Genomic DNA, 26887 nt, shown 5'->3' with positions numbered 1-26887 from the left:
GCGATGCCCCGGTCGCCGGCGGCAAGGGAGGGAATCATGGCCGCCTCGGGTGCAACGGCGCTGGCTGCGCTCAGGATCGGCGGACGCGTCGCCTTCGAGCGTCTGGTGCGGCCGAAGGCCCGCCGCGCGGAAGATGTGCCGTGCTCGCCCGGCGCCATCACGCCGGAATGGCTGACTGCCGTGCTCTGCCAGAACAACCCCGGCGCCGTCGTCACCGACGTCGTGGTGAAACCGGCAAGCGCGGGCACCCATGAACGTCACCAGTTGATCGTCAGCTACAACGAGGCCGGGCAGCGCGCCGGGCTGCCGACATCGATGTTCACGAAATCACTGCCCAGCGTCGTCACCCGCATGATCGGGGGCTTCAACGGCACCGCGCGGGTCGAGGGCCGCTTCTACATGCAGTTGCGGCCGCAGCTCGAGATCGAGGCGCCGATCGGTTATCACGCGGCATCCGATCGCCAGACCTACGCCTCGATTCTCCTGCTCGAAGATATGGTCGCGACCAAGTCGGCGACGTTTTGCAACTACAAGACCTATGTCGATCGTGCGACGGCTGAGGATATGGTCGATGTTCTGGCCGCGCTGCACGCCCGCTTCTACGGCGACGACGAACTCGCCGCGCGCTATCGCTGGGTCGCCAGCTATCCGCGCTGGTTCACCATCGGCGCGGAGAAGATGAGCCTCGAACACTACACCAGGAAGGCCTTCGACGCCGCCGCCCATGTCATCCCCAACAGCGTGCTGGCCCGGCGCGAGGCGGTCTGGCCGGCTGCCATGCGGGCGCTCGCCGTCCACGACAGCGAGCCGCAGGGGCTGATCCATTCCGACGTGCATATCGGCAATTGGTATCGGACCGGCGCGGGGAAGATGGGGCTGTGCGATTGGCAGTGCCTTGCCCGCGGCCACTGGTCGCGGGACTTCTCCTATGCCGTGACGGCGGCGCTGACGCCGGATGACCGCCGCAATTGGGAGGAGGACCTGCTCCGCCGCTATCTCGACCGGTTCGGTGAATTGACGGGAACGAAGCCGGATTTGGACCGCAGCTTTCTGCACTACCGGCAGCAGATGGTCCACGCACTCCTGATGTGGACGATCACGCTGTGCCACTCGCCGCTGCTGCCGGCCATGCAGTCGGAGGCGACGACGCTGGCGATGATGGAGCGCATCTCGATCGCGATGGCCGATCTGGACGCGCTGCGCAGCTGATCATGGCGCGCGCCAGCGATGCGCGAGACGCCGCAGCGCGCGGTCCCGATCAGGATTTGCGGCGAACAACAGTATGAGCCACTGTACTAATCGAGCGTTGAACTCGAAAACGTCCGCTTGGATGGGAAATGCTGAAGGCACCCGCGGTAAAGCGCGATGAGATCGGGTTGAATCGTCATCGCGCTTTAACTTTTTGTTTGAGCATGATCTTTTCGGAAAACCGCTTTGCACTTTTCCGGATCATGCTTTAGTCGGCCGTCACCGGATCGCCCGACAGCGTCCAGCTGGCGCCGTCGAATGTGGCGATGCGCAGGGTCTTGAACGGCGTGTAGTCGCCGGGCGCCGTGCTGATCGAGATGCCCGGCAGCATCAGCGGCATCCGTTCGCCATGCAGCGAGGTGGCCTGCCGGATCAGATTCTCGCGCGTCAGCTGGTTGCCGCATTTCTTCAGCACTGCGGTGAGCGCGTTGACGTTCATGTAGGCGACCAGCACCGAATAATCGTCCGGATTGGCCGACGGCGCGTATTTCTTCAGGAAGTCGTGATAGGCTTTCACCTCGGCATCGTCGGCCCAGGCGGGGTCGCCGGGCTGTTTGAGGAATAGCGTGGTCACGAGGCCTTTCGATGCCTCGAGGCCGGCCGGCCGCAGCACCGTTTCGACCGATGCGGTCGACCCGCCGATAACGTGCAGCGGATTCCAGTTGAGCTCGCGTACCTTGCGGATCGATTGCGCTGCCGCTTTTGCCGAGGACTGCTCGATCAGCGTATCGACGCCGGCAGCCTTGAGCTGCACGATTTGGGAATCGATGGTGGGATCGGCAAGCTCATAGGACGCTTCGGCGATGATCTGCGCGGCCTTTGCCCCGAGGCCGGCGCGCAATCCCTTCATATAGTCGCGACCGAAATCGTCGTTCTGGAATAGGATACCGATCTTGGCGTCCGGCTTGGTGTTGCGGATGTAGTGCGCGACGACGCGTCCCTCGGTTTCGAAGTCGGGATAGAACGGCACCGTCCATGGAAAGGTCTTGGGGTCGTTGAAGCGGCGGCCGCCCGCCGTGATCAAGAGTTGCGGCACCTGCTTGGCGTTCAGGTACTTCTGGATCGCGACGTTCGGCACCGTGCCGATGGTGCCGACCTCGGCGAGCACGCCGATATCCTCGACCAGCTTGCGCGACTGCTCGATGGCCTTCGGCGCGCTGTAGGCGTTGTCGAGCTGCGTGAAGTTGATCTTGCGGCCGTTGATGCCGCCCTGTTCGTTGATCATCTGGAAATAGCCGACCACCGCGCGGCCGGCGCCGGCGCCGAACGCCGATGCGGGACCGCTCAGCGGCGTCGACTGGCCGAGCTTGATTTCGGTGTCGCTGGCGCCCGGTCCATAGGCGTTCTCGGCGACGGCTGGCACGACGATCAGCGCTGCGGATATCGCGGCGCCTCCCAACATCCGGCAAAGGGTCTTGTTCAAGGTGTTTTCTCCCGTCGATCATCTTGTTTGTTGTTGAAAAATTGTCTTATCGAAGCAGCTCGCGCGCGATCACCATGCGCTGGATCTGGTTGGTGCCTTCGAAGATCTGGGTCAGCTTGGCGTCGCGCATCATGCGCTCGACCGGGTAATCCATGGTGTAGCCGTAGCCGCCGAAGATCTGCACGGCATCGGTCGTCACCTTCATCGCCATGTCGCTGCCGATGCATTTGGCCATGCTGGCGAGGACGTTGAGGCGCTTCCAGTCGCCGGCATCGCCGGCGCGGGCGCATTCGTAGACGAGGGCGCGCGCCGCCTCGATCTGCATCGCCATGTCGGCGAGCATGAACTGCACACCCTGGAATTCGGAGATCGGTTTCTTGAATTGCTTGCGTTCCTTGGCATAGGCGACGCAGGCATCGAGCGCGCCCTGCGCCAGTCCGACGGATTGCGCGCCGATGGTCGGGCGGTTGAGGTCGAGCGCGCGCATCGATGCGCGAAAACCCTTGCCTTCCTCGCCGACGAGGTTTTCGAGCGGCACCCGGACGTTGTCGAAAAAGATCGGCGTGTTGGGCGCGCCGCGAAAGCCCATCTTGCGCTCGTGCCGGCCGAAGGTGATCCCCGGCATCCTCTTCGGCTCGACGATGAAGGCACTGATGCCGTCGGCGCCCGGACTGTCGCTGGTCCGCGCCATCACGACGATGTAGTCGGCGACGACGCCGTAGCTGCACCATTGCTTGCGCCCGTTGAGGACGTAGCTGTCGCCGTCGCGTTTGGCGCGGGCGTTGATGGCGGTGACGTCGGATCCGGCCTGCGGCTCGGAAATCGCGATCGCGGTCACGACGCCGCCCTTGGCGATGATGGGCAAGAACTTGCGGCGCTGCTCCTCGGAGCCGAAATGCAGCAGCGGCATGATGAACATGGTGTTCAGCGCGGCGATCGAGGCGCAGGCCGGCGAGATCTTCGAGATTTCTTCACGCGCGATGCACGCCAGGGTCAGATTGCCGTTGGGGCCGCCATACTCCTCGGGAACCCAGAGCTGCATCAGCCCCATTTCACCGAACAGTTTGACGATCTCGAGCGGGAAGCGGTCGGTCTCGTCGATCTCGGCGGCGATCGGGGCCACGTGTTTCGCAGCCATCCGCCGTATGTTGTCGCGGAACGCGATCTGCTCCTCGGTGAAGCTCATGGACGACCTCCGCTGTCGCTGATTTTCTGTTGGGATGCCCAGAAAGGGGCTTCCATTGAATGGGTGAACCATTTAATAATTCACCGCATGTCGACCAAGTCAAGCCCCCACCCATCCACCCGCGCGCGGCCGCTCGCCGCGGCTCGGCGCGAGCGCGCCTCAGATTCCAGAACCGCCGGCGCGCCTGCCGCCGTGACTTTCCGGCCGATTCACACGAGGCGGGCCTTCGAGGAGATCTGCGCGCGGATTCGCGAGCAGTTGGCGCTCGGCGTGCTCAAGCCCGGCGACAAGCTGCCCGCCGAGCGCGATCTCGCCCAGCAGCTCGGCGTCAGCCGCAACGTGCTCCGCGAAGCACTGCGCAGCCTCGAGATGGCCGGGGTGCTGCGGCTGCAGAAGGGCGTCAAGGGCGGGGCGTTCGTCCAGGCTGGCGACACCAGCCGCATGAACGTCGTGATGCGCGACATGCTCAGCCTTGGCACCATCTCGGTGCGCGAGCTGTCGGAAGCGCGTGTCCACGTGCTGGAGCTCGGCGTGCGGCTTGCCTGCGCCAATGCACGGCAATCGGATTTGGAGGCGCTCGAGGCGAATGTCGAGCGCACCGACCTCGCTACGCGGGAAGGGCGACTGCTCGATCGTGTCGAATGCGCCCGGGAATTCTACAAGCTGCTGGCCGAAGCGAGCGGCAACAAGGTGATCGCCATGATCATGGACTCGGTCACCGAGATCCATATGCGGTTCGTCTACGCCAAGGTGGCGTCGAGCGGGGTCGCGATGGCGGGGCTGGTCGAGCGGCGCCGCAAGTTCCTGGCGGCGCTGCGCGAGCGCGACGTGTCGTCGGCGACGCGGCTGATGCGCAGCCATCTCGGCGCCGTGCAACGCATGCTGGAGCAGGATCCAGGTGCGATGTCGCTGCAGGTGGCGCTGGCCGAGATGCAGCCCGGCATGCGGCCATAGGTGCCGCCGAACACCTCGTGAATTGCATTCGAACAAGAAAACGAACGGAGGAAGTCATGTCTCACTATGCCAAGTATGAATTTCTGAAGGTCGAGGTGGCCGACAAGGTCGCGACCGTGACCCTGAACCGCCCGCAGGCGCGCAATGCGATCAACCAGAAACTCATCCGTGAGCTGCGGACCATTTGGGACGATCTGGCCGACGACCACTCCGTCAATGTCGTGGTGCTGACCGGCGCCGGCGAATTCTTCAGCGTCGGCGGCGATGTCAAGGCGATGTCCGAACGCCCCGGCGGCGATGTCCTCGAAGAGGGCGAGGTGCACGATCCCATGATCAGCCGTCGCGGCGTCACCCGGCAGCTCGAGCTCGACAAGCCGATCATCGCCGCGATCAACGGCGATGCCATCGGCCTTGCGGCGACGCATGCGCTGCTGTGCGATATCACTGTGATGGCCGACGACGCTCGGATCGGCGACACCCATGTGTCGCGCGTCGGGCTGGTCGCGGGCGACGGCGGCACGGTGATCTGGCCGCTGCTCGTCGGCATCAACAAGGCCAAGGAGTGCCTGATCCGCGGCACGCTGCTGAAGGGCGCCGAGGCCGAACGGATCGGACTGGTCAATCACATCGCCCCGCGCGCGGAAGTCCTGAACAAGGCGCGCGAGATCGCGATCGAGCTCGCCAACGGGCCGACCTGGGCGATCCGCTGGACCAAGCTGTCGATCAATCAGATCGTCAAGGACCGCGTCAACATGCTGCTCGAGGCGTCGATGGCGCTGGAGCAGGTGACGTTCGAGACCGCGGACCACAAGGAGGCGACGATGTCCTTCAAGGAAAAGCGCAAGCCACGGTTCGGCCAGGGCTAGGCGCGTCCGATGGAGGCGGAGCCGTCAGGCGACGACGTCAGGGACATGCTGCGGGATTCGCTGCGTGGCTCTCTCGCCGCGCAGTGGAGCGCCGATTGCGTCAGGCATCATGCGGCGGCGCCGGAGATCGCGGCGATATGGAACAAGCTGGTCGGGCTGGGCGTGGCCGGCATTGGCAGCGATGCCGGTGAAGGCGGTCTCCGCGAGGCCGTGGTCGTGCTCGCCGAGCTCGGCCGCGCGGCATGCCCGGCCCCGATGTGGTCTGCGGTGCTCGCCAATCTTGCGCTCTCGGCTGCGCAGTCCGACTCGGCCGTCGAGTTGCTGAAGGCCCAGCACGCAGGTACGGCGCGTGTGGCGTTCTCGTTCGGAGTGCTCGATCCGGAGTCCGGCGCCGACACGATCCGGGTGAGCGGCGGGCATGCAGGTGGGCTGCTCCGCTTTGTCGAGGCCGCGGCGAGTTGTACGCACTTGCTCGTCGCGATCGACCGTTCGACACTGGGCCTCGTCGCGCTGGATGGGGAAGGAGTCGAGATTGTCCCGACCCGCGCCATGGGGGCGTGGGGATTCCATGAGGTCCGGCTGAATGGGGCGTCCATCGCGTGCATTGCCCTGCACGATGGCGTGCTTGACGATCTCCTGATCAAGGCCAGGCTGGCACTGACGGCGCGGGCGCATGGCGCTGCCCGTCGCGCGTTCGAACTGGTGACCGACTATGCGCGCGAGCGCCATCAATTCGGCCAACCGATCGGACGTTTTCAGGCGATCCAGCACAAGCTCGCCAATGGCTTGATCGCCCTCGAGGGCGTTCGTCTGGTCATCGACCATGCGGCCCGGCTGCACGATCAGGGCGACCGCGACTGGCGCCACTTCGCCAACTGCGCCGTGGTGTTCGCTGGCGATGCGCTGCGGCGGGTGTCGCTCGAGACCCATCACGCCTTCGGCGCGATCGGCTACGCCGACGAGCATGAGGCCCCACTGCATTTCAAGCGGGTGCATCTCGATACGATCGCGCTCGGCGGTGCGCGGCAGGCGAAGCGGTCGCTGGCGTCGTCCTTGCTGGATCCGGCAAGCGCAGGGCTTCCCGAATATGATCTCGGTCCCGCCGGCAACGCGCTGCGCGACGAGGTGAGGGGCTGGCTGGCACGGAACTGGTCCGGTGAGCGCAAGGCCGCGTTCGACCGCAGGCCGTACTCCAAGCGGGAGTTCGATGCCGGTTTCGCACGCGATCTCGGCAAGACCGGCTGGATCGGCCTCGGCTGGCCCGAGCAATTCGGCGGCCAGGCGCGATCGCCGCGCGAGCAGATCGCCTTCATGGAAACCATGGAGCAGGGCGAGGCACCGCGAGTCGGCGCGGCGATCCAGGCCAATGCGCTGATGATGTTCGGAACGGACGAGCAGCAACGGAAATATCTGCCGGAAATCCTCGCCGGCGAGGCCATGCACGGCATGGGCTACAGCGAACCGCAGGCCGGCTCCGACCTCGCGGCGCTGCGCACCAGCGCGGTGCGTGACGGCGAGCATTGGGTGATCAACGGCCAGAAGATCTGGACCACGACCTGGTGGGGCAAATACATGTTCCTGGCGGCGCGCACCGACAAGGATGCGAAGCCACCGCACGCCGGCATCAGCATGTTCATCGTGCCGATGGATGCCGAAGGAATCACGATCCGGCCGGCGACCACAATGTATGACGGCAGCTTCGCCAACATCTTCTACGACGACGTCCGCATTTCCCTGGACAGTCTCGTCGGCGAGGTCAATGGCGGCTGGAAGGTGCTGACCGGCGCGCTCGCCTTCGAGCGCGGCCTGGTCGGCGGCGGCATCGTGCTGAAGGTCGCCTACGCCTTCGAGCAGTTGCGCCGGCATGTCATGGCAAAGGATGATGCCGGGGCGGCGCTGAGCGACGATCCGATCGTCCGCGACAAGATGGTGACACTCGCGGCCGAGATCGAGGTCGGCCGCCAATTGATGATGCACTGCGCGGATCTTGCCGCCGGCGGCGTGACGCCGCCGGAATATGGCGCCATCAGCAAGGTGTTCTCGGGCGAACTCATGGAGCGGTTCGGCGAAGCCGCGCTCTATATCCTCGGCATGCGCGCCACGCTGTCGGAGCAGATGCCCGGCGCGATCGATAACGGCCGGTTCGAGCAGAACCTGCGCCACTCGCTGATGTGGGTCATCAGCATTGGTACCAATGAAATCCAGCGCAGCCTGATCGCCCAGCGGGCGCTTGGACTGCCGAGATAGGAGAAGTGCATGCAGGAGCAGCAAACGGCGGGCCGGCCCCTCGAGGGCGTGCGCGTGCTCGACTTCTCGATCATGCTCGCCGGTCCCTATTGCGCCCGGCTGCTGGCCGACGTCGGCGCCGAGGTAATCAAGATCGAGCCGCCGGAGGGCGACGACATGCGGCTGCGGACGCCGCTGCGCGACGGCCACAGCGCCTATTTCGGCCAGCTCAATGCCGGCAAGCGCAGCCTGGCGCTCGACCTGAAGAACGCCGATGCGATCGCGCTGGTGCACCGGCTGGTGGCGCAGGCGGATGTTGTGGTCGAGAATTTCCGGCCGGGCGTGATGGATCGCCTCGGCCTCGGCTATGAGGCGATGCGCGCGATCAATCCGCGTCTGATCTATTGCTCGATCTCCGGATATGGACAGTCCGGCCCGGCCGCTGAGCGCGCGGCCTATGCGATGATCGTCCATGCCGAAAGCGGCTTCGACCGTTCCCTGATGCGCTATGCCGGCGACCGCGATCGGCCGGCCTCCGGCGCGATCTTCGTCGCGGATGTGCTCGGCGGCATCTTCGGCTATGCCGCGATCCAGACCGCGCTTGTTCAGCGCGCGCGAACCGGCACGGGGCAGCGGATCGACGTCGCGCTGATGGATTGCATGCTGAATTTGTTGGTCTACGAATTGCAGGAGGCGCAGTTCTCAGGTCCGGCGCCGCGCGCGGCCTATGGCCCGGTGCGCGCCCTCGACGGCGACATCCTGATCGCCCCGATCACGCCGCGGAATTTCGCCGCACTTTGCGAGGTTACCGGACAGCGCGAACTGGCCGACGATGCCCGCTTCAAGACCGTGCCGGGCCGCGCCGCGAACTGGGCCGCCATGATGCAGGTCGTCGAGACGTGGACCGCGCGGCATCCGGTGCGCGAATGCATGGCCGCCCTCGGCAGCGCCGGCGTTCCCTGCGCCGAATATCGCGATCCCGGCGCGGCGTTGACCGATCCGCACCTCCTGGAGCGCGGCGCATTCGCCGCCATTGCCGACGCCGCCGGGCAATTCATGGGCGTCAATGCGCCCTGGAAGATGTCCGCGGCAGATACCCGGATGCAGCGCGCAATCCCGGCCATCGGCGCGCATCGGGACGAGGTTTTGTCGCGCGTGCTCGGCCTGTCGGCGGATGCGATCGCCGAGCTCGGCGCCGCAGGCGCGTTCGGGCAACCGGCGGATTAACTAAAGCGCGATGAGGTTTGGTCGAATCGTCATCGCGCTTGAGCTCTTTGTTTGAGCATGATCTTTTCGGAAAACCGCTTCGCACTTTTCCGGATCATGCTTTAGGTCGGCCGCCGGATATCGCTAGACCCGCGTTTTTTCGGCAAACGTTGAGCTGTTCCGGCGGGCCGGCCCTGGGAAGTGCGATCATAGGTTGAGACCTGTTTCGACCTATACGTTTGCGAGTTCTTTGCAAAGGCCGGTCGCAAGAAGCGCCCTTGCGCGGCAAAAAATCAATCTTTGCCCGAAGGCTGGATCGAATGCTAGGATCGGCGAGCGGGACATTTCGGTTGAATTTCATTTGGAAGCGGCCTGCCGGGCCGGAGCGCAACAGACAGCCTCGCTTGCCGCTGGTCGCGGCCATGAATGGGTCGAGCGCGCGCCATGCAATGCGTCGAGTGCGGTGTGACAAGCCAACCAGGTAAGCGCTTTTGCGCTGACTGCGGCGCCTCGCTGCCGGCCGCCCTTTTGTCGGAGCCGATCCAACGCAGCGCAACCAATTCCGGCGCCATCCTGCCAACTGGACGGGTCTACCGCGAGCGGCGGCATCTGACCGTGCTGTTTGGCGATCTGGTCAACTCGACCCGTCTTGCCGCCGAACGTGATCCGGAAGATTGGCGCGATATCGTGACCGAGTGCCTCGGGGCAACCAGCACGGCGATCACGGACCTCGGCGGATACGTTGCCCGGTACATGGGCGACGGCGTGTTGGCCTATTTCGGATGGCCGAACGCCAGCGAGGATGCCGCCGAACGCGCGGTCAGGGCCGGGTTGATGATCGTCAGCGCCTTCGCGTCGCTCAACCGGCGGCTGATGGGGACGACGGGCTCCGAGCTTGCCGTGCGCGTGGGAATTCACAGCGGCTGGGTGGTGATCGACAAATTGGGCACCAACAAGGTCGAGATATTCGGCGACACGCCAAATGTCGCATCGCGCGTACAGGCGAAGTGCGACCCGAATGCCGTCTTGATCACGAGCGCCGTGCACGATCTTGTCGCAGGTCAGTTCGTCGTCGAGGATTATGGCACGCATCCGCTTCCGGGCATTGCTCGCCCGATACGGCTTTATCGGCCGATCGCACCGAGCGGCGTTCGGCGGAGCTGGCGGCGCAAGGGCGTTCGGGGCCCGACGCCGTTCGTCAACCGCAAGCGCGAAATCGAGTCGCTGTTGTCGAGCTGGCACAGCGTGCGCAACGGCGCAGCGCAATACGTTTTTCTGACAGGCGAACCCGGAATTGGAAAGTCGCGCCTGATCGAAGAACTCCGCTCGAGGCTTACGGATAACTACACCTGGATGGAATGTGCCGGTGAACGCTTCTCCGAGAGCATTCCGTTTCATGCGATTACCAAGCTGCTTGAGCAAGTGCTGGACGGGGAGCGGAGCGAAAGCGCCGAAACGCGGATCCTTCAGCTCAAACGTGCGATCAGATTCAGCGGTGTCGATCCCTCCGAGATGTTGCCGCTCATCGAAGAGGCGCCGGGTCTTCCCTTGCCGGAGGACAACCTCGCTTCCGAGATCGGGCCCGAGCGCGCGAGGCGCCGCTTGCTCGCGAGCCTCGCGGAGTGGGTGCTGAACCTTGCCAGACGTCAGCCGCTCGTCCTCGTCATAGAGGACCTGCATTGGGTCGATCCTTCCAGCATCGAATTGATCGGAATGCTGGTCGAGCTGAGCGTCGACGTCCCGCTGATGCTGATCGCGACCGCGCGGCCGGAATACAGCCCGCCCGCGGAATGGCGGGCTGCCGACAAGTTGATGGTGCTCGAGCGGCTGAGCCATTCCGAGATCGGTGAACTGATAGCCGGCTCTCTGGAGGCCAATGATCTCGCCGCAGATGTCCTCGATGGTGTCGTCAAGCGTTCCGACGGCGTGCCGCTGTTTGCCGAAGAACTGCTGTCGTTCGTGGTCGAAGGCGAAGGGGATCCGCGGGCCAACGATATTCCCGCAACCCTGCTGGATTCGTTGACGGCGCGCCTCGACCGCCTCGGACCGGTGCGCCGGGTAGCCCAGGTTGCAGCCGTGCTCGGCCGCACGTTCGACTACTCGCTGCTCAGGGCGGTGGTGTCGGGTTCGGATCACTACGTTCAATCGGCGCTCGAGGCCCTGATCGAGGCCGAATTGATCTACATGCAAGGCAAGCCTCCCAAGGCGACCTACCAGTTCAAGCACGCATTGATCCGCGACGCCGCCTATGAGGGCCTGCTCAAGACCGAACGCCGCGAACTCCATGCGCGCGTGGCACGGACCCTGAGCGAGCAGTTTGCGGCATTGGCCGCAGTCCAGCCGGCGCTGCTGGCGCGTCATTGGACCGAGGCGGGCGAAGCGGAAGCGGCCATCGAAGCCTGGAAGAAGGCCGGGCAGACGGCGCTTGCGCGGCGCGCGTTCATGGAGGCGGAGGAGAGCTATCGCCAGGCGAACGCCTTGCTCGGCAGGTTGCCGCTGTCGCAGTTGCGCGATCGGGTTGAATTGGACCTTTGCAGTGGGCTGGTGCGCGTGCTGCAAGTGACCAAGGGCTACTCGGCGCCGGAGACGATGCAACTCGGGGCTCGTGCAAGGGTGCTCGCCGAACGGCTCGGTGATCTCCCGCAACTCATTCGCCAGGGCGCCCAGACCTGGGCTTCAATTTTCTTCACGGGTGACTACGAGACCGCCGCGACCCTCGCGGAGCAAATCCTCGAAATTGCCGTGGCTGAAGGTAGTCCCAACCACCTGTTCTTCGCCCATTATGCGCAGGTGCAGGCGCGGTTCTACGCGGGCGATCTGGAGGGAGTTGAAGAGCATTTTGCAAGACTCTCCCCGATGCTCGACACCAAGTCGATTGCAGCAGCGTCCTATCTCATTATCCCGATCGGCGTTGCCAGCCACACCGCCTGGCAGCAAGGGCGTATCGATATCGCGCGTGACCGGATGAGTCGCGCGATGGATCTGGCCGACAAGAGCGGCGACCCCTACGCTCTGGCGATGGCGCTGCATTTCAAAGGCAACCTGAACCTGTGCCTCAAGGCGCCGCGGCAGGCCGAGGACGATGCCAATCAGCTGTTCCTGCTGTCGGAGAAGCATGGCTTGAGCTATGCGTCCGATCTGGCGCGCGTGATGCTCGGCCGCGCCACGGCAGAACTCGGGGATGCCGCCGAGGGGGTCGAACTGATCAACCAAGCCCTGGTTGGCTTCGCCAACGCCGGTGCAAAAGTGGCTATCACCTATTTCCTCACGCTGCTGTCGCAGGCGCAGGCACTGGCTGGCGATACGGAATTGGCGCTGCGCACCGCCGAGAGCGCCCTGGCGGCAAATCCTCGCGAGCTGATCTGGCGTGCATACACGCTGACCTGGCGAGGAGAGCTCAAGCTCAGGAACGGGCAGACGGCAGGAGCGGAAGATGACTTCCGCAACGCGATCGAGATGTCGCGATCTCTCGGGCACAAGGCCTGGCAAATGCAGGCCGCGACGAGCCTCGCGCGGTTGCTGATGAACCGCGGCGATTACCTTGCCGCACGGGAAAATCTGCTGCCGGTCCGCTCCCGCGTCGGTCAGGGTCCGCACGCGACCGAGCAACGCGACGTCGATTCGCTGCTGGCGGAGATTGCCCATCTTCTGCCCGCGACCTGAGCTAGCGCGATGAGATCAGGCTGAATCGTCATCGCGCTCTGGCTCTTCGTTGCGCATGATCCATTCGGAAACCGCTTCGCACTCTTCCGGATCATGCTCTAGCGACGGGACAGCTCCCTGGTATGGTCGACAAGCGCATAGAGAATTGCCGGGTTGGCGGCATGAAGGTGCGCCTCCCACTTGGCCTCTGCCGCCAGTTGATCGAGCCGCTCCTCGGCGGCCGGCACCGCAGCCTTGACGGCCTGGGCGATGCGCGCCAGTTCGTCCGCTGAGCGGGTTTCCTTGCAAAACAGCTCGGCGATCACCGGGTCCTTGATGGCGATCGAGGCGGGGAGCGTGAGGATGCCGTCCCGCAAGTCCTCTTCGCCGCCGCCGCCAAGCGACTCCAGTCCCTTGACATCGCCCACGTCGTCACAGCCGTGGTACACGACACCGAGCAGCCCGCCGAACTTGCGGAACAGATCGTCTCTCGTGGCGATGCATGCACAAGTCTCGAACATCGATCCGGTGTCCTCGCCGGCGATCCTCAGCCAGTCCTCGACGCCGAGCGGCTGGCGCCGCAGATTCCATTGTAGGCACTCGGCCGCACCAAGGCGCTTGATCAGGTCGGAGATCAGCCTTGTGTCGATCCGGTCTCCGGCCGTCATCCGAAAGCTGTCGGCCACGATATAGCCGGACGCCATCAGGGCCTGCAAGAATCCGAACTGGGTGTGCAGCGTTGGTCTGCCGCGGCGGCTGTCCGACTCGTCGACGATGTCGTCGATGATCAGCGTCATGTTGTGGATCATTTCGACCACGGCAGCGGAATAGATCAGCCGATTGGGGATCGGCTCGTCGGTCGTGGCGCGATAGACGCTGAATACGGTGAGGGGCCGGAAATATTTGGAGGCGGTGATGAACTGCCACTCGAGCAGGGGCTTGATCTGGTCATCGGCGCCGCGGATCCAGGATTCGATGATCTCGCGAAGCTGCTGGATCTCCTCCGTGAACCCGAGTTGCGAGATGATGCTTTGCGTCTTTGCCTTTGACACCGTGACGTCCCCAATTGCTCAACTGTTTCCCAACCCGGTGCGCGCGCCGTCCAGTCAAGGCTTGGCGCGATGCCTGCGCACGTAGTTTGACCGGGGACGGTAACGTCCGGAGCCGCGCAGCAGCCCACCGGTGCTCGGGGGTGCGGATGGCGAAGCTTGCCCGGTGCGGGCCCGCGCCGTGGACGCTTCACTTGCGCCGGCATTGATTGCCCTGAATATGTCGGTGAGCAGGGAAGACAGATCGCGCGGTTTGCTGGATTTGTCCGACGTGAGATGCGGGCTTGCGGCCAGCACTCCCTTGGCCGCCGCTCGCAGCCCCTCCTGGGCCGCAGCACCCAGACTGCCCGGCTCGCCGGTGGAGGAAAACACGGCGATCGCCAGGTTTTCGAGGCTCTTCACCCAGTCGGCGGCAAATCTCAGCGGAAGCAAGGCGAGCGTCGTTCCCGGCGTCAGGATCTCTTCCGGGGTATCGACCCGCCCGTCCGACAGATCACGCATGGCAGCGTTCACGGCCGACCAGGCCATGGCGCCATAGGCAAGCGGAAGCAACAGGAGCTTTGCGGCGGCGAATTCGCCCGAGCTCGGCATGACGCTTTGCTCGATCACGATGTCGGTCTTGCCCTCGACGCGCGTCTGGACCGCGCGCGCAGCATGGAGGCCGCTCAGGACGGCGGCCTCGACCGTCGCCATCTTCACTTCGTTCAGGCAGAAATCGCCGGCGAAGAACACGCTCGGCAGTTCGGCGTAGGCCGGTTCAACCACCAGATGCTCCGAGTTCATGTCGTTCAGGAACAGGGTGTGGTTGCGGTTGTTCTGAGCGAACGAATTGCAATAGTCGATGTTGCTGTGCGGGTCGCCCCAATGGCTGCCGGGCTTCACCACAGGCAGGTAGCGGGCGAATTCCTCGAGCATCAAATGAGCCCATTCCTCGTCCCTGGACGCCGGGTAGTCATTGGCATCGGAGGCGGCCAGGATCAGGACGGTTGGCTGCTCCTTGCCGTTCAAATTGGTCCAGAGCTGCGAAATGTCGATGAAGGTCAGGTAGCCGCGTGATCCGGACAGGCCGACATGCTCGGGCGGGATGTCCTTGAGCCGCTCCTTGAATACGACCGTCACGACGAGAATGTTGGCCGTTCGCAGCCGCTGCAGTTCGGAGAGCTGCGGAAGGCGTTCGACAACGCAGCGTGTGGTGTCGCCCGGTTTGCCGCCGCCGGTGACGACCAGCTTTGCGAGTTCGGGCGCGGGCACGGCCAGCACGGCATTGTCGTGCGTTACTTTTGCGTGGTCGCCCAAGGTGAGGTGGACCTTGTTGTCGTCGCCGATTTCCAGGCCGGTCACGGCGACGCCCGACTTGATCAGGCAATTGGGACCGAGGCGCTCCTTCCAGGGAGCGATCAGCCGCTCCTCGAGGCTGCCCCGCAACAGCCAGGCGAACGGCGGAGCGCTCGATCCGAGCGAGTGCTTGATGAAATCCTTGTAGGCCGCGGCAGAGGTGTCGTTGCTCGAAATCGACCAGATTTCGTTCAGGATCGTGTTGTGCAGATCGGCGCAATCCTGCGTGGCGTAGGGACGCGAGTACAGGAATCCGTTCACTGTCTGCTGTTCGAGAGTGACCGAGCGGCGAAACGGCTGAGAGGCCAGATCGAGCATGGTGAAGCCGACCAGGAACATGTCGGGCGGAGGCAATGCGCCGGACTTGAGGTTCTCCAGGATGTTCTTCAGCGAGGTCGGGTTCTTGAGGTCGACATATCCCGGAGCCTTGCCGGTTCGTTGCTGCTGGCCATTGATGAGATCAAGCAGCTTGACGCCCAGCCGGGGCTCGAATGCCTCGTCCCGCCCGATCTTGAGATCGTTCTCGAGGATGCTCCAGAAATTGACGTACCAGTCGCAGAACAGATGCGTATAGACGTCGTGATACAGCTCCTTGTGCAGGACCGAGGACAGATTGCCTCCCAGCATCTTGTCCTTCTCGTACAGCGTCACCCGGTATCCGCGCTGCGACAGGCGCAGCGCGCATGTCAGTCCCGCAATGCCCGCGCCGATCACGGCGATATCGCTCTTCGGCGACAGTGCTCCAGGTGTTTCTGGTTGGGGTGCGGTAGAGGCCACGCGCGTACTCCTTGGGGAATCTGAAAGCTCAGATCGACAATCCACGTATCCTGGGGTTCTCGAGCGTCAACAACGTGGGGCCAAGCTGCGCGGCCCGCCGGAGGAGATCGGACAGCCAGGCGGCGTGCCAGTCCGGGTCGTCGCTGGCCGACCGTTTCCATGCGCTCTGCCATTCGAGAAGGTCACCAAGCATCGCTTCCCGACCGAGCGAGCCTTCGCTGACGAGGTGCCGCAGGGTGTTGATCGTGCCTTCGCCGAAGTAGCGCAGGAGGCTTGCCCCGATATGCTGCAGAATTCCGAAAGGATGGACGTTCAGGCCGCCGAAGGCCGCTCCTGCGACACGTGCAAAGTTTCCGTCGGCCATCGCACGCTCGCAGCCCCGTAGCGAAGACCGCATCCAGAACTCGCGAAAATGCCAGTTGCGCATGACCGCGGCGCAGAAGCTCAGGAACAGCATGCTGGGATCGAAGTAGCGGCGAAAGTCCCGTTCGAAGTTTGCCAGGAACGCGGCGTCAGACCTTCCAAGCTCGAGAGCTTTCAGCAGCGTCGAGGAGGCAATCAGCGCCGATTCCATCCCTTGCGTGATTCCCTCACCGGTCATTGGATCGGCGAACGCGCCGGCATCGCCGATCAGGACGCCGCCGTCGAAGTAGTTCGACCCGGCACCGCCATACATCTTGACGACGCCCCCGATCGGTTTGCTGATCAGCTTGACCCGTGCGCAGCCGGGGTGCCGGATCTTGAGCCGCTCGATCGTCGCTGCGAATGCCCCCGGCACGGAATGGCCCTGTCGGTGGCAGGATTCGCTCAGGATGCCAACGCCGACATTGGCCCTGCCGCCGGACATCGGAAACATCCAGCCATATCCGGGGGCAATGTCTTCGTCGAACCAGACCGTGGCTTCGCCTTCTTGGACCTCGACGCCCTCGATATAGGCGCGCTGCGCAATCGAGATGTGGGCGCGGTCGGCCATTTCGAGGTTGAACGACCTCGCGACGATCGATTCCGCGCCATCTGCGCCCACAATCAGCCGGGACCGAAGTGTGAGATTGACGTCCGCGCTGTGCACATCGACGTGAATCAAGCCGTCTTCGCGCCTGATGCCGCGTGCAGCGCAGCCGGCATAGACTTTGGCGGAGGCCTGCTCGGCCTGTTCCAGGAGGCGGTGGTCGAGGACGTGGCGCGGTATAATGGAGCCGTGCGGCAGCAGCCCGTGCTCAGGCTGATAATAGGGGATTGCGCCGCGAAAGCCGAGACGGGGCCCGAGATAGATCCGCGTGGACGTGATCGGAGAGGACGTCGCGGCCTCCAGCGCCTCTCGAATTCCCATGGCTTGCAGAATTCGCAAACCTGCAGGTTCGACGAAGTCGCCGCAAACCTTTTCGCGGGGAAAATTGGCGCGCTCGACGATTGCGACACGTACACCGCGCCTTGCCAGCGACCAGGCTATCGTGGAGCCCGCCGGGCCGCCTCCGACGACAATCACGTCATAAAGTTGGGAATCCGACACTCAAAATACCTTGATAACATACGGCGAGAATTTCAGAGCGGGCGAGCGTGGTCAAGGCATAGGTTCTCGCGCGCAAAATGCAGCGCGGGATGGCCTGACCAACCATTTTGGGCTGGCATAGGGTGGTTTAGTCGAGGCGAGATTACAACCTGCCGAGGCTCCGCGGAAGGGGCCTGTCCCGTGGGTCGGGACAAATTCTTCCGCATTCGGCCCTCTCGTTGATCTATCTCTTCCGCTAACCCGGGTTGACCCGGCCCCATTCGCGGCTTCCGGGACTTGAGGGCGGGGGGAGCGAAGTATGCCGGTCGCATCTTTCCGGGCCAGCGAGGTGCTGAACGACCCCGTAGAACCTGCAGCCGGGCTCGATTTTGGTGTTCCTGCGATCTTGATGGCGTGACGCCGGCCAGGCTTACTGCTGCGCTGAGGTGCTCGCCGTCGACGTCCCGGCGGAACCCGAAGGGCTCACTGGAAAGTGTCCAGCGCAAGTGAGGCGCTTCACATCGCAAGGCCACGGCCCGCACTATTCAGACCACTGCAAAACTTCTTCGGGGACAGCTTCAACCGAACGGAGATTTCGCATGAAGGGTCTGGTGGCGGCGGTTACCGTTTTCGCTCTTGTTGCCGCGGTGCTTGGCATCCCGAGACCACACTTGGTCTCGACAACCGGGCGGGCCGAGACGGCACGCGGTTTGACAGTGCAGGACCTGCAAGGCGCCCGAGGCGCAGGCAAGTTGGCCGCCGAGGACTTCGACGACCGGTCTCTGGTCTTTCCGAGAGAACCGGCTCGCTAAAGCGCCGATGAGACCGGATGAATCGTCATCGCGCTTTGGCGCTATGGGGCCAGGAACGCGGTTGGCAGCGGGACATGGTTTCCGCGCAGACCAAGCGACTCCAGCTCACCTCGATGCAGATCGACTTCGAGGATGGCCACGAAAGACGCCAGCACGACCGCGATCCAGATGAGCGATGATGACGTTCGGCGCGGCGCTTCGCCGTCGTGTGGCGCAATCGAATTGCGGAGCGATCGCCACACCGAAATGAAATGCAGATACGTCTTGGATCGTATTTGCATGCCTTCATCCTTGACGCTTCGGATTTGAGCATAGGAGCCGGTGACCCGCGCTTCAAGCCGACAAGACGCGATTGCGGCATTGAGTAGCGGGACAATCCCGATCCCGCGACGCAGCATGGAAACCCGACAGCGACTCCAGCCGTTGACCTCCGATCAAGCGCGCGCAAGTTTTCCTGCAAGGCGACGGCTACCGGCTGGAGCCGATCCGCGAGGCGCCGATGAATTGGCTCTCAACTCTGTGTGTCGTTGTCGTCCTGTGGGCATGTGATTCAACGCCGGCCCGAGCACAGCTTGCGGGTCACGGCGGTCCGGTCCGCGCAATCGCGATCTCGCGCGACGGCAACAGCGCCCTGTCAGGCAGTTTCGACACGTCGGCAATTCGATGGTCGCTCAAGACCGAATCGGCGGAGCAAATCCTTCGCTTTCACTCCGATGCCGTGAATGCGGTTGTGTTCCTGAAGGATGGACGGATGGCAACAGCCGGAGCCGACGCGCGGATCGCGATCTGGACACCCGGCCGCGAGCAGCCGGATCGCGTCTTCGAGGGCCATCAGGCGCCAATCGTTGCGCTCGCCGTCTCGCCGGACGGAACGAAGCTCGCCACCGCATCGTGGGATCATCACGTTGGCATCTGGTCGCTTGCCGACGGCACGTCACAGATGCTGAAAGGGCATACGCAGAACGTGAACGGAGTTGCCTTCTCCGCGGATGCGCAATCGCTGATCAGCGTCGGTTACGATCGCGAGTTGCGGATATGGCCGATCGTGGCGGGAGAGCCGCGTGTCGTAGCGTTTCCGTCACCTCTGAACGTCGTGGCAGTTGCGGCCGACAGCGAGATCGTAACGGGCGGAAGCGACGGGAAAATACGGTTTCTGACATCGGCGGGCGATGAAACCGGGGAGGTTCAGGCCGGATCGGCTCCGATTGTCGCGCTGGCGATTTCGACGGACGGTGCATTGGTCGTCGCAACCGGAATTGATGGAGGAGTCTTCGTCATCGACCGGAAGGCGCGGAGCATCGTGCAATCGCTGACCGCTCAGGGGGCGCCCGTTTGGTCGGTGGCTTTCCTGCCCGACAATGCAACGTTGCTGACCGGAGGCGCCGACGGCAGGATCCGGCGCTGGAATGCGCGCACCGGCGATTCCATCGACCCGCCGTTGCGGGCTGCACAGGGCGACCCCCTGGCGGTCTATGCGGGAGATCGTGGCGCCGAAGTGTTCAGGGCGTGCGTCGCGTGTCACACGCTGTCCGCAGAGGAGCCGCAACGCGCCGGCCCCACGCTCGGTGGCCTGTATGGTCGCAGGATCGCGTCGTTGCCGGGATATCGCTTCTCGGCGGCGCTGACGAGGATGGACATCATCTGGACTCCCGAAACGGTGGCTCGGCTCTTCGAACTCGGCCCGAATGCCTATACGCCGGGCACCAAGATGCCGGAGCAGCGGATCGGCTCGGTCGAGGATCGCAAGGCGCTCACGGATTTCCTGGGGCGTGCAACCTCCGGGCGGCGATAGCTGCGCGCTAGTAGCCGGGCCATCTCTCGACCGGCATGTCCGTGATGTTGGGATACTCCTTGATCAACCTGATCACGTCGACGTTCGGATGTTCCTTCAGGGCCTCGGCGACGCAATTGTTGACGTATTTCCGGCGCGAGAGCCATTTGACCTTCTTGCCCTTGGCCTGTGCCTTGCAAGCGACGATCGCCTGTTTCAGGGCGACCTTGTCGGCTTTCGACAGGCGCGCGGCTTCGACAGGAGCCGGCATCGTCGCCATGCCAAGGGCGACGGCAGCGGCAATGAATGTAGAATGAGCTTTGGAGACATGAGACATAATGCGCCCTCCTGACTATGTTGCTCCCCGCAATTGAATTGGCTCTAAGTCTTGGTTTCCCGCTCGCGCAGATAATCGTCGGTCGTGCGGGGCGCCGGGCGCTGTGGCGCGCCGGCAAACGGATCGAACTGCTGTTCGCTCATGGTGATCACGCGGCAATCCGCACACATTCTGACCGTCTCGAGCCGCCGGTCGCCCGCGGCATACATCCAGTGCCGGCCCTCGAGCTTCGCCGCGATCTTCTCGATCGTGCTCTTCACGCCAAACGGCTTGTTGCAGCGAATGCAAAGCGCCGGCTCTTCCTCCTTGATGATGACAGCCGGGGCCCTGGCGGCACGGAAATCAACCTGCGGCTTGAGCGTGATCACCTTCTCCGGACAGGTGGTCTGGCACAGCCCGCATTGCACGCAGGCATCCTCGACGAATTTGAGCACAGGGCGCTCGGGATCGTCGCGCAGCGCACCGGTCGGGCAGGCCGATACGCACGACAGACACAAGGTGCATCCGTCCACGTTGACGCTGATCGCGCCGAGCGGCGCGCCTTCGGGCAGGGCGATGACGTCGACCGGCGACGGAGCGAGACGGTGCAACTCGTGCAGCGCCAGGCGCAGCAATTCGCGCCGCTTGCCGACCGACCGGAAGGTTGCGGGAAGTGCGACGGTCGATGCGGGCTCGATCGACCAGAGCGTCTTGCCGAGAGCGTCCGGATCGTCGGTTTCGATTGCTTTGACCCGGTGTCCTTCGAACCCAAGTCCGGAGACGATCGCATCGGCCATCGCAATCGTCTTGAAGAGGCCGGCGACGTCATGCCGCGGCTTTGCGCGAAGCAGAAAGCGTATTCCCGCCGCGCCATAGGCAAAGGACGCGATGACAGCCTCGAGTCCGAGCTGCGTCACCTCGTTCACCGCGAACGGCAGCACGTTGGCCGGAAGCCCGTCGCCATGGCGGGCAAGCGCATCGATCAGTGCGGTGCCGTGCTGGCTGTCGTGGAACAGGACGACGGCATCGGTGCCGCCGGCCGCATGATAGGACAGAAGCATCGCGCGCAATCTGTGCAGCAGCGAGTCGGCCGGCGGCAGGGCATAGGTTGCGGCACCGGTCGGACAGGCCGCGGCGCATTGGCCGCATCCGGCGCAGACCTCCGCATTGATCCTGACGTGATCGCCATCCGGTGTGATCGCCCCGGTCGGGCAAAGATCGAGGCAACGATGACAGCCGGTCAGCTTCGACCGCGAATGCACGCAGAGTTCTGCGGTGAAATTGACATATTGCGGCTTGTCGAAGTTGCCGACGAGGTCACGCGCCCTGAGGACCGCGCGCAGCATCGCAGACGGATCGCCCGGATCGGCGCGCAGATAGCCGTCGCGCAGCTCATGCGCGGGAAACAGCGGCGTCGCGCCGGAAAGATCCAGGATCAGGTCGCAGCGCGATGTCAGGCCGTTGCGTGGCGCATCGAACAGCAGTGCGTCGCGCGAGGAGGGACGAGGCGCGGCATAGTCGTCGACCACAAGCTCGAAGGCGCCGAGATGTCCCTTGGCATTGCGGATCGTTCCCCTGACGATCGGAAACGATGTCGTTCCGGGCGGCGCCATCCGCGCCGGCCTCGTGATCATCACCGTGACGTCGAGGTGATCTGCCAGCAACCGGCCCGCTTCAACCGCGACGTCGTCGCGGCCATAGATCAGGATCACGCCCTCGCTCGACAGGGTGACAAACGGGTAGGCCGGCACGGGCTCGGACGCCGCGGCGAGCAGCCCCGCCATTTTCGGCCCCGCCTGCCGCCCTTGCAGGGACCAGCCTGCGGTCTCCCTGATGTTGACGAACTCGGTTCTCTCCGAGCGGCCCTCCATCGTATCGGCAAACAGCGGCGCCTCCTGGGTGCAGCCGACGATCATGGGGCCTGCAACCTTCGCCGCATCGCGAAACCGGTCCAACTCGGCCCGGCAGAGGTGCCGGAATTCGGCGATCTCGCTGTTGCGGCAGCCTCGCTTGATCGCGGCAGTATCGAGACGCATCGTGTCTTCGCACGAGCAGATCAGGATCGTCTTCGGTGAATCCGGCATACGCAGCTATTCACCTCCCGAAGCGGTCGGAGAACGAGGGGGCGGACTCGCGCCGTCCGCTTTGCTCGGATAAGCTATTATCACATGGGAAGAAATGGAAGCTGGAGGACCGACTGTCGCCGACCGTCCGCACGCGCGCATCGATGCTGGAGCCCGTTGAGCTGCCTCCGCCGTTCACGCTGGTGAGGCTGCGCGAGAGCCGCGACGCATTCGCCGATGCGATCGGCATCGCTGACGAGAGTGGGGCAGGCACGCTGACCTATGTGGGGCGGTTCGATCTTGCCGAGTTCGCCGTCGTGCTGCAGCCGGCGGAGCCCTTGCGCACTGCGCGCCGCGCCTTCTATGCGGCCATGGTGGCATTGACCGACGCGCTGCGTGCCTACGCACCGCCGAACAAGGAGGTCGCGATCGACTGGCCGGATGCGGTTCGTATCGATGGCGGGCTCGTCGGTGGCGGCCGGCTTGGCTGGCCATCGTCCGCAAGAGAAGATGAGCCGCCGCGCTGGTTGGTATTCGGCGCGATGATCCGGACGGTTGCGATGACCGACGCGGAAGCGGGCGTTCATCCGCTCGCTTCGGCACTCGACCAGGAGGGCTTTGGCGAGACCGGCGCAGCCCAGATCACGGAAAGCTTTGCGCGGCACCTGATGCGTGCCACCGAAACCTGGCAAGCCGACGGTTTTGACGCCGTCGCCCGTGAATTCCTGGGCCGGTTGACGGACGGGCCGCAGGCCTCCCGCTCGATCGCCGACAACGGCGATCTTCTGCTGCGCCGGGTTGCCGCCGATGCAATCGAGCGGCGCGATTTGCAGAAATGCCTGCGATCGCCCTCATGGCTCGATCCGAAGCTCGGAGGGCCGCGCCGGTGAAGCTCTTGCGCACCATCGCGCTCGATCCGTCCGACACGTTCGTATTCGATGTGCCGGCGGAGCCCGGCGAATGGGCGGTGCCGGGCGCGTTCCGCTTCCTCAACCACGATCTGGCGCGCCTCGAGGGTAAGGACCGTTCCGCGTTCCGCGGCGGCTTGCTCGGAGTGCAGTCCTGGGGCTGGTCGACGCTGGCACAGATCGTTCCCGCAACCGCGGACGATCGCCGGGCCCTGGTCGAGTTGCTGGCGAAGCGGCTGGTCGAACGGTTCGGCGCGCCGGATCTCGTAACCGCGCGTGCGGCGGCGGAGGAGGAGGTCGCCTTTGCGCAATCGCTCTGTAGCCATCCGGTGAGCACGCTGATTGCCGTGCACCGCTCGGTGCGCGACGGCGAGGTCCGTGAATCCTTCCGGAGCTTGCGGCTGCGCGAGGGACAGGGGCACGGCAAGGCGTTCTCGTTCATGGAAATGGAGGATGACGCCGGATCCGACGGCGATCTCAATCCTGATCTCAATCTTGCCGACATGAGCAAGGAGCCGGGGCGATGAGGGCTTGGCGATGAACGATTTCTGGATCGCCTGCGGCCACCATTTGCTCGATCGCAACGCGAGCGGCGGCCTCGTCGTCACGGATGAATATCTGAAGGCCTATTTTGCACGTCCCGAGCTGATGCCGCCGGATGACGCCTGCGCGGTCGAGCGTCGCTTGCACCGGCAATTGCTGGCCGATCCGCGTCGTCCGGTCGAGGGCAATGAGGTGGCCGCGATCGTCGATGCCGATGCACGGGAAAATTGGCAATTCGTGCTGGCATTTCGTGACCTCCTGCTGCGCTATCCGACGCTGGAGGCGGCCTATCTGGCGACGGTTCGCTCAGCTTCGGTCAATCTGCCGCCGCTGTTCATGAACCAGCTTGTGCATGTGATCCTGCGCAATGCGCTTGATCGCTGCGAGGATCCGTTTCAGCTGCGCGCAGCCGAGCTGTTCTTTCGGCCGCAGCGAATCCTGTCGCACGAGCATTTGCTGCTGCTGGGCGACGACGAAATCCTTGGCGGGCGCAGTTCGACCCCGGTGCTGTCGCTGATGTCGATGCTGGGCGCGGCTGATGATACCGAGCTCGACGTGCTGAGCGAGGAGAACGCCGGCAGCTATTGGCAACGGAGTGATCAATTCGATATGGCGCTTGATCTGACCGGCGGAGGGCGCGGGCAGGCCGCGCTGGCCGGCGCGATGCGGCGCTGGATCTCGCATCTGCTCGGCATCGATGTCGTGATCGAGCCGCTGACGGAGCTGCGCGACGCAGAACTCACCTGGTATGTGGGCCTCGATGCCGAGGCGACCCGCATCGGCGACCGGCTTTGGCAGGGCGAATCCCTCGACGAACGCAGCGCGGGGCGCGTGCTGGCGCTGTTCAGGCTGAGCTTTGCGGATCCCGGCCTGATCGTCGAGGCTGCGGGGCGCGCGCCGGCCTACCTGATCCTTGCGATGACGTCCGATCGGGGCATCCGGATGAAGCCGCAGAACCTGCTGACGGGCCTGCCGATCAAGCACCTGGAGGCCGTGACGTGAGCCCCGTCGCCGAGCCGCTGGTGCGTGTCTCCGTCGGCGTCGTGGTCGAACGCCGCAGAGCGGATTCTCCGTGGATCGACGCCGTCTGGCGCGGGGTCGGGGTGCTGCCCGATGTCCTGGACATGACGCCGTGGACGGTGATCCGCGAGCAGGATGGCGTGACGCTGTTCTACGCCGGCAGTGCGACGGTCGATCTCTACCGCTCGGAAACCGATCGCTACCGCGACAATCTTGCCTCGGGGACGCCGAGCATCTGGATCGTGTTGAGCCCTGCCGAGGGAGCCTTGCCCTACCTCCTTGGTGGGGTGACGGCGGATCCCGCCGAAGGGGAGGCGTTCACGGCAGCCGGCGCCAATCTTGTCGAAGCGGTGCCGATGCCCGAGGTGCTGCGCCGGGCGATTGAAGATTTCATCGCCGAACACCACGTCGAGAGTGAGTTCTTCAAGCGCGAGCGCGATCGCGCCGATCCGGAGGCGCTGGCGCAGCGGCGCCGTGGAGATGGGCACGAATGAGCGAAGACGACTTTCTGGCACGCTGGTCGCGACGCAAGCAGGCGGCGAGGAACGGCCACGCTGAACCAATAGCTGGACAAGCCGTCGAGGCGGATGCGACGGCGGCAATCACTCCCGACGTCGCGGAGCCCTGTCCCAGCGAGCCGGACTTGTCGAACCTGCCGCCCGTCGAATCGATTGATGCCGCGACCGACGTCACGGCCTTCCTGCGCAAGGGCATTCCTCAGGAGCTGAGCCGCGCGGCGCTGCGCCGAGCCTGGAGCGCCGATCCCGCCATTCGCGATTTCGTTGGGCTGGCGGAGAACGCCTGGGACTTCAACGACCCGGCGGCCATGCCCGGCTTCGGTCCACTGGACTATTCGCCCGAGCAGGTCGACGCCCTCGTTCGGCACGTTTTCGGGGAGCTCGTGCAAGCCGCCGAGAACACGGCCGGCGCGATTGGAGAGACTGTCGAGCACGCCATGCGACCTGCCGCAGACGATGTGGCGCCCGCGCCAGACCCGGTGGAAGCGCCCGCGGATCTGCCCTTGGCCGACAAGTCCGCAGCCGCGGCATCCAATCCTGCTGCACTGCAACTGCAGAACGCGAACGAAGAGACTGCCCTTCGGCGCCGCACGCATGGTGGCGCGCTGCCCCGATAGGATGCGACCAAATGCTATAGTTATAGGCTATGGCCGTTGATTGACCGGTTCTAAACAGCCGACTACTCTTTGTTACGCAAACGCAATCAAGCGCTTGGCCCCTAGGATGGGAGGGTGGCGTGCGCGATGCGGGCCTCGAACGTGCGATCGATGCTGCGGGCGGCGTAGCCCAGCTTGCCCGGAAAATCGGTATTGCCCAGCCCTCGGTGTCGAACTGGAACCGGGTTCCGGCGCAGCGCGTCGTTGCCGTCGAAACCGCGACAGGTGTCTCGCGAAAAATTCTTCGTCCCGATCTCTACAGCGAGCTTGCGATGTCGGACATGCTCGATCCGATCGAGACCGGACGCGTGCAGGAATACGCACTGCTTGCGACGTTGCTCGCGTCGCCGCCGTCGCAATCCTTGCTCGCGCAGCTCGCGCAACTGAACGGCGATGCGACGCCGCTTGGGCGTGCCCACGCTGCGCTTGCCGAGGCCGCTTCGATCACGGTCGCGGCCGAGGTCGAGCGCGAATTCTTTGACCTGTTCATCGGCGTCGGACGCGGCGAACTGCTGCCTTACGCGTCCTACTATCTCACCGGCTTCCTCAACGAGCGCCCGCTGTCGCGGCTTCGCGACGATCTCGCCGCGCTCGGCATCGAGCGGATCGAGAGCAATCCAGAACCCGAGGATCACGCGGCGACGCTCTGCGAGATCATGGCGGGGCTTGTGTCAGGTCGCTTCCCGGCGCCGCTCACGGCACAGCGCGCCTTCTTCGAGAAGCATGTGTCGCGCTGGATTGGACGCCTGTTCGCCGACATGGCGAAGGCCGAGAGCGCGAAATTCTATCGCGCGGTCGGGGCGCTGGGATGCGTGTTTCTGGAGATTGAAACCGAGGCCTTCAAGTTCGCCGATTGACCGGCTGTCCGGATGCAGGAGA

Annotated in this window: 21 protein-coding genes; 13 read left to right on the top strand and 8 right to left on the bottom strand. The window is 64.4% G+C overall.

Annotated elements, in window-relative coordinates; genetic code table 11:
- The first annotated feature begins 36 nt into the window (after positions 1-36).
- Positions 37-1209 carry a phosphotransferase family protein gene (locus J6500_RS05510; RefSeq protein ID WP_225711654.1) on the top strand — a complete coding sequence of 391 codons (1173 nt, stop codon included), beginning with the start codon at positions 37-39 and terminating at the stop codon, positions 1207-1209.
- Between the two features lie 247 nt (positions 1210-1456).
- On the opposite strand, the gene J6500_RS05505 is transcribed toward J6500_RS05510, so the two are convergent.
- Together J6500_RS05505 and J6500_RS05500 are read right to left on the bottom strand one after the other, a co-directional pair.
- Complete coding sequence (locus J6500_RS05505; RefSeq protein WP_225711788.1) at positions 1457-2650, bottom strand: ABC transporter substrate-binding protein; 1194 nt, start codon at positions 2648-2650, stop codon at positions 1457-1459.
- A gap of 67 nt (positions 2651-2717) precedes the next feature.
- Positions 2718-3857 carry an acyl-CoA dehydrogenase family protein gene (locus tag J6500_RS05500; protein ID WP_225711653.1) on the bottom strand — a complete coding sequence of 380 codons (1140 nt, stop codon included), beginning with the start codon at positions 3855-3857 and terminating at the stop codon, positions 2718-2720.
- Between the two features lie 87 nt (positions 3858-3944).
- Here J6500_RS05500 and J6500_RS05495 point away from each other — a divergent pair, with 87 nt between their 5' ends.
- The 5 genes from J6500_RS05495 (at position 3945) to J6500_RS05475 (ending at position 12772) form a co-directional block, all read left to right on the top strand.
- Positions 3945-4811: a FadR/GntR family transcriptional regulator gene (locus J6500_RS05495; protein ID WP_225711652.1), complete on the top strand. Its 867-nt coding sequence runs from the start codon at positions 3945-3947 to the stop codon at positions 4809-4811.
- Positions 4812-4867: 56 nt separating this feature from the next.
- A complete protein-coding gene (locus J6500_RS05490) occupies positions 4868-5677 on the top strand; it encodes an enoyl-CoA hydratase/isomerase family protein (RefSeq protein WP_225711651.1) in 810 nt (269 codons plus the stop codon).
- Positions 5678-5686: 9 nt separating this feature from the next.
- Positions 5687-7924 carry an acyl-CoA dehydrogenase family protein gene (locus J6500_RS05485; protein ID WP_225711650.1) on the top strand — a complete coding sequence of 746 codons (2238 nt, stop codon included), beginning with the start codon at positions 5687-5689 and terminating at the stop codon, positions 7922-7924.
- Between the two features lie 9 nt (positions 7925-7933).
- Positions 7934-9130, top strand: coding sequence for a CaiB/BaiF CoA transferase family protein (locus J6500_RS05480; RefSeq protein ID WP_225711649.1), 1197 nt, complete (start codon positions 7934-7936; stop codon positions 9128-9130).
- 423 nt (positions 9131-9553) lie between these two features.
- Complete coding sequence (locus J6500_RS05475; RefSeq protein ID WP_225711648.1) at positions 9554-12772, top strand: AAA family ATPase; 3219 nt, start codon at positions 9554-9556, stop codon at positions 12770-12772.
- 98 nt (positions 12773-12870) lie between these two features.
- On the opposite strand, the gene J6500_RS05470 is transcribed toward J6500_RS05475, so the two are convergent.
- From J6500_RS05470 to J6500_RS05455, 4 genes are all read right to left on the bottom strand, one after another.
- Complete coding sequence (locus tag J6500_RS05470; RefSeq protein WP_225711647.1) at positions 12871-13803, bottom strand: polyprenyl synthetase family protein; 933 nt, start codon at positions 13801-13803, stop codon at positions 12871-12873.
- 54 nt (positions 13804-13857) lie between these two features.
- A complete protein-coding gene (locus J6500_RS05465; RefSeq protein ID WP_225711646.1) occupies positions 13858-15912 on the bottom strand; it encodes an FAD-dependent oxidoreductase in 2055 nt (684 codons plus the stop codon).
- Between the two features lie 28 nt (positions 15913-15940).
- Positions 15941-17422 carry an NAD(P)/FAD-dependent oxidoreductase gene (locus J6500_RS05460; protein WP_225711645.1) on the bottom strand — a complete coding sequence of 494 codons (1482 nt, stop codon included), beginning with the start codon at positions 17420-17422 and terminating at the stop codon, positions 15941-15943.
- Positions 17423-18254: 832 nt separating this feature from the next.
- Complete coding sequence (locus J6500_RS05455) at positions 18255-18611, bottom strand: hypothetical protein (protein ID WP_225711644.1); 357 nt, start codon at positions 18609-18611, stop codon at positions 18255-18257.
- 101 nt (positions 18612-18712) lie between these two features.
- Here J6500_RS05455 and J6500_RS05450 point away from each other — a divergent pair, with 101 nt between their 5' ends.
- Positions 18713-20005, top strand: a complete 1293-nt coding sequence (locus J6500_RS05450; protein ID WP_225711643.1) for a c-type cytochrome — start codon at positions 18713-18715, stop codon at positions 20003-20005.
- Between the two features lie 7 nt (positions 20006-20012).
- On the opposite strand, the gene J6500_RS05445 is transcribed toward J6500_RS05450, so the two are convergent.
- Both J6500_RS05445 and J6500_RS05440 read right to left on the bottom strand, forming a co-directional pair.
- A complete protein-coding gene (locus tag J6500_RS05445) occupies positions 20013-20255 on the bottom strand; it encodes a hypothetical protein (protein ID WP_225711642.1) in 243 nt (80 codons plus the stop codon).
- Positions 20256-20365: 110 nt separating this feature from the next.
- Complete coding sequence (locus J6500_RS05440) at positions 20366-22336, bottom strand: 4Fe-4S binding protein (RefSeq protein WP_225711641.1); 1971 nt, start codon at positions 22334-22336, stop codon at positions 20366-20368.
- Positions 22337-22527: 191 nt separating this feature from the next.
- Here J6500_RS05440 and J6500_RS05435 point away from each other — a divergent pair, with 191 nt between their 5' ends.
- The 6 genes from J6500_RS05435 (at position 22528) to J6500_RS05410 (ending at position 26865) form a co-directional block, all read left to right on the top strand.
- A complete protein-coding gene (locus tag J6500_RS05435; protein ID WP_225711787.1) occupies positions 22528-23253 on the top strand; it encodes a biotin/lipoate--protein ligase family protein in 726 nt (241 codons plus the stop codon).
- Positions 23250-23798, top strand: a complete 549-nt coding sequence (locus J6500_RS05430; protein WP_225711640.1) for a DUF6505 family protein — start codon at positions 23250-23252, stop codon at positions 23796-23798. The genes J6500_RS05435 and J6500_RS05430 overlap by 4 nt, the downstream gene beginning before the upstream one ends.
- Before the next feature lie 10 nt (positions 23799-23808).
- Positions 23809-24816, top strand: coding sequence for a DUF6352 family protein (locus tag J6500_RS05425; protein WP_225711639.1), 1008 nt, complete (start codon positions 23809-23811; stop codon positions 24814-24816).
- Positions 24813-25328: a DUF3305 domain-containing protein gene (locus tag J6500_RS05420; RefSeq protein WP_225711638.1), complete on the top strand. Its 516-nt coding sequence runs from the start codon at positions 24813-24815 to the stop codon at positions 25326-25328. The genes J6500_RS05425 and J6500_RS05420 overlap by 4 nt, the downstream gene beginning before the upstream one ends.
- A complete protein-coding gene (locus tag J6500_RS05415) occupies positions 25325-25969 on the top strand; it encodes a DUF3306 domain-containing protein (protein ID WP_225711637.1) in 645 nt (214 codons plus the stop codon). The genes J6500_RS05420 and J6500_RS05415 overlap by 4 nt, the downstream gene beginning before the upstream one ends.
- A 119-nt stretch (positions 25970-26088) precedes the next feature.
- On the top strand, positions 26089-26865 hold the full coding sequence (locus J6500_RS05410) for a molecular chaperone TorD family protein (protein ID WP_225711636.1): 777 nt from the start codon (positions 26089-26091) through the stop codon (positions 26863-26865).
- The last annotated feature ends 22 nt before the right edge of the window (positions 26866-26887 follow it).

It is taken from the genome of Bradyrhizobium semiaridum (genome assembly GCF_020329505.1).
Taxonomy (GTDB): domain Bacteria; phylum Pseudomonadota; class Alphaproteobacteria; order Rhizobiales; family Xanthobacteraceae; genus Bradyrhizobium; species Bradyrhizobium semiaridum.
Note: the sequence above shows the minus strand (reverse complement) of the source record. Positions and strands in the feature narration are given on the sequence as shown.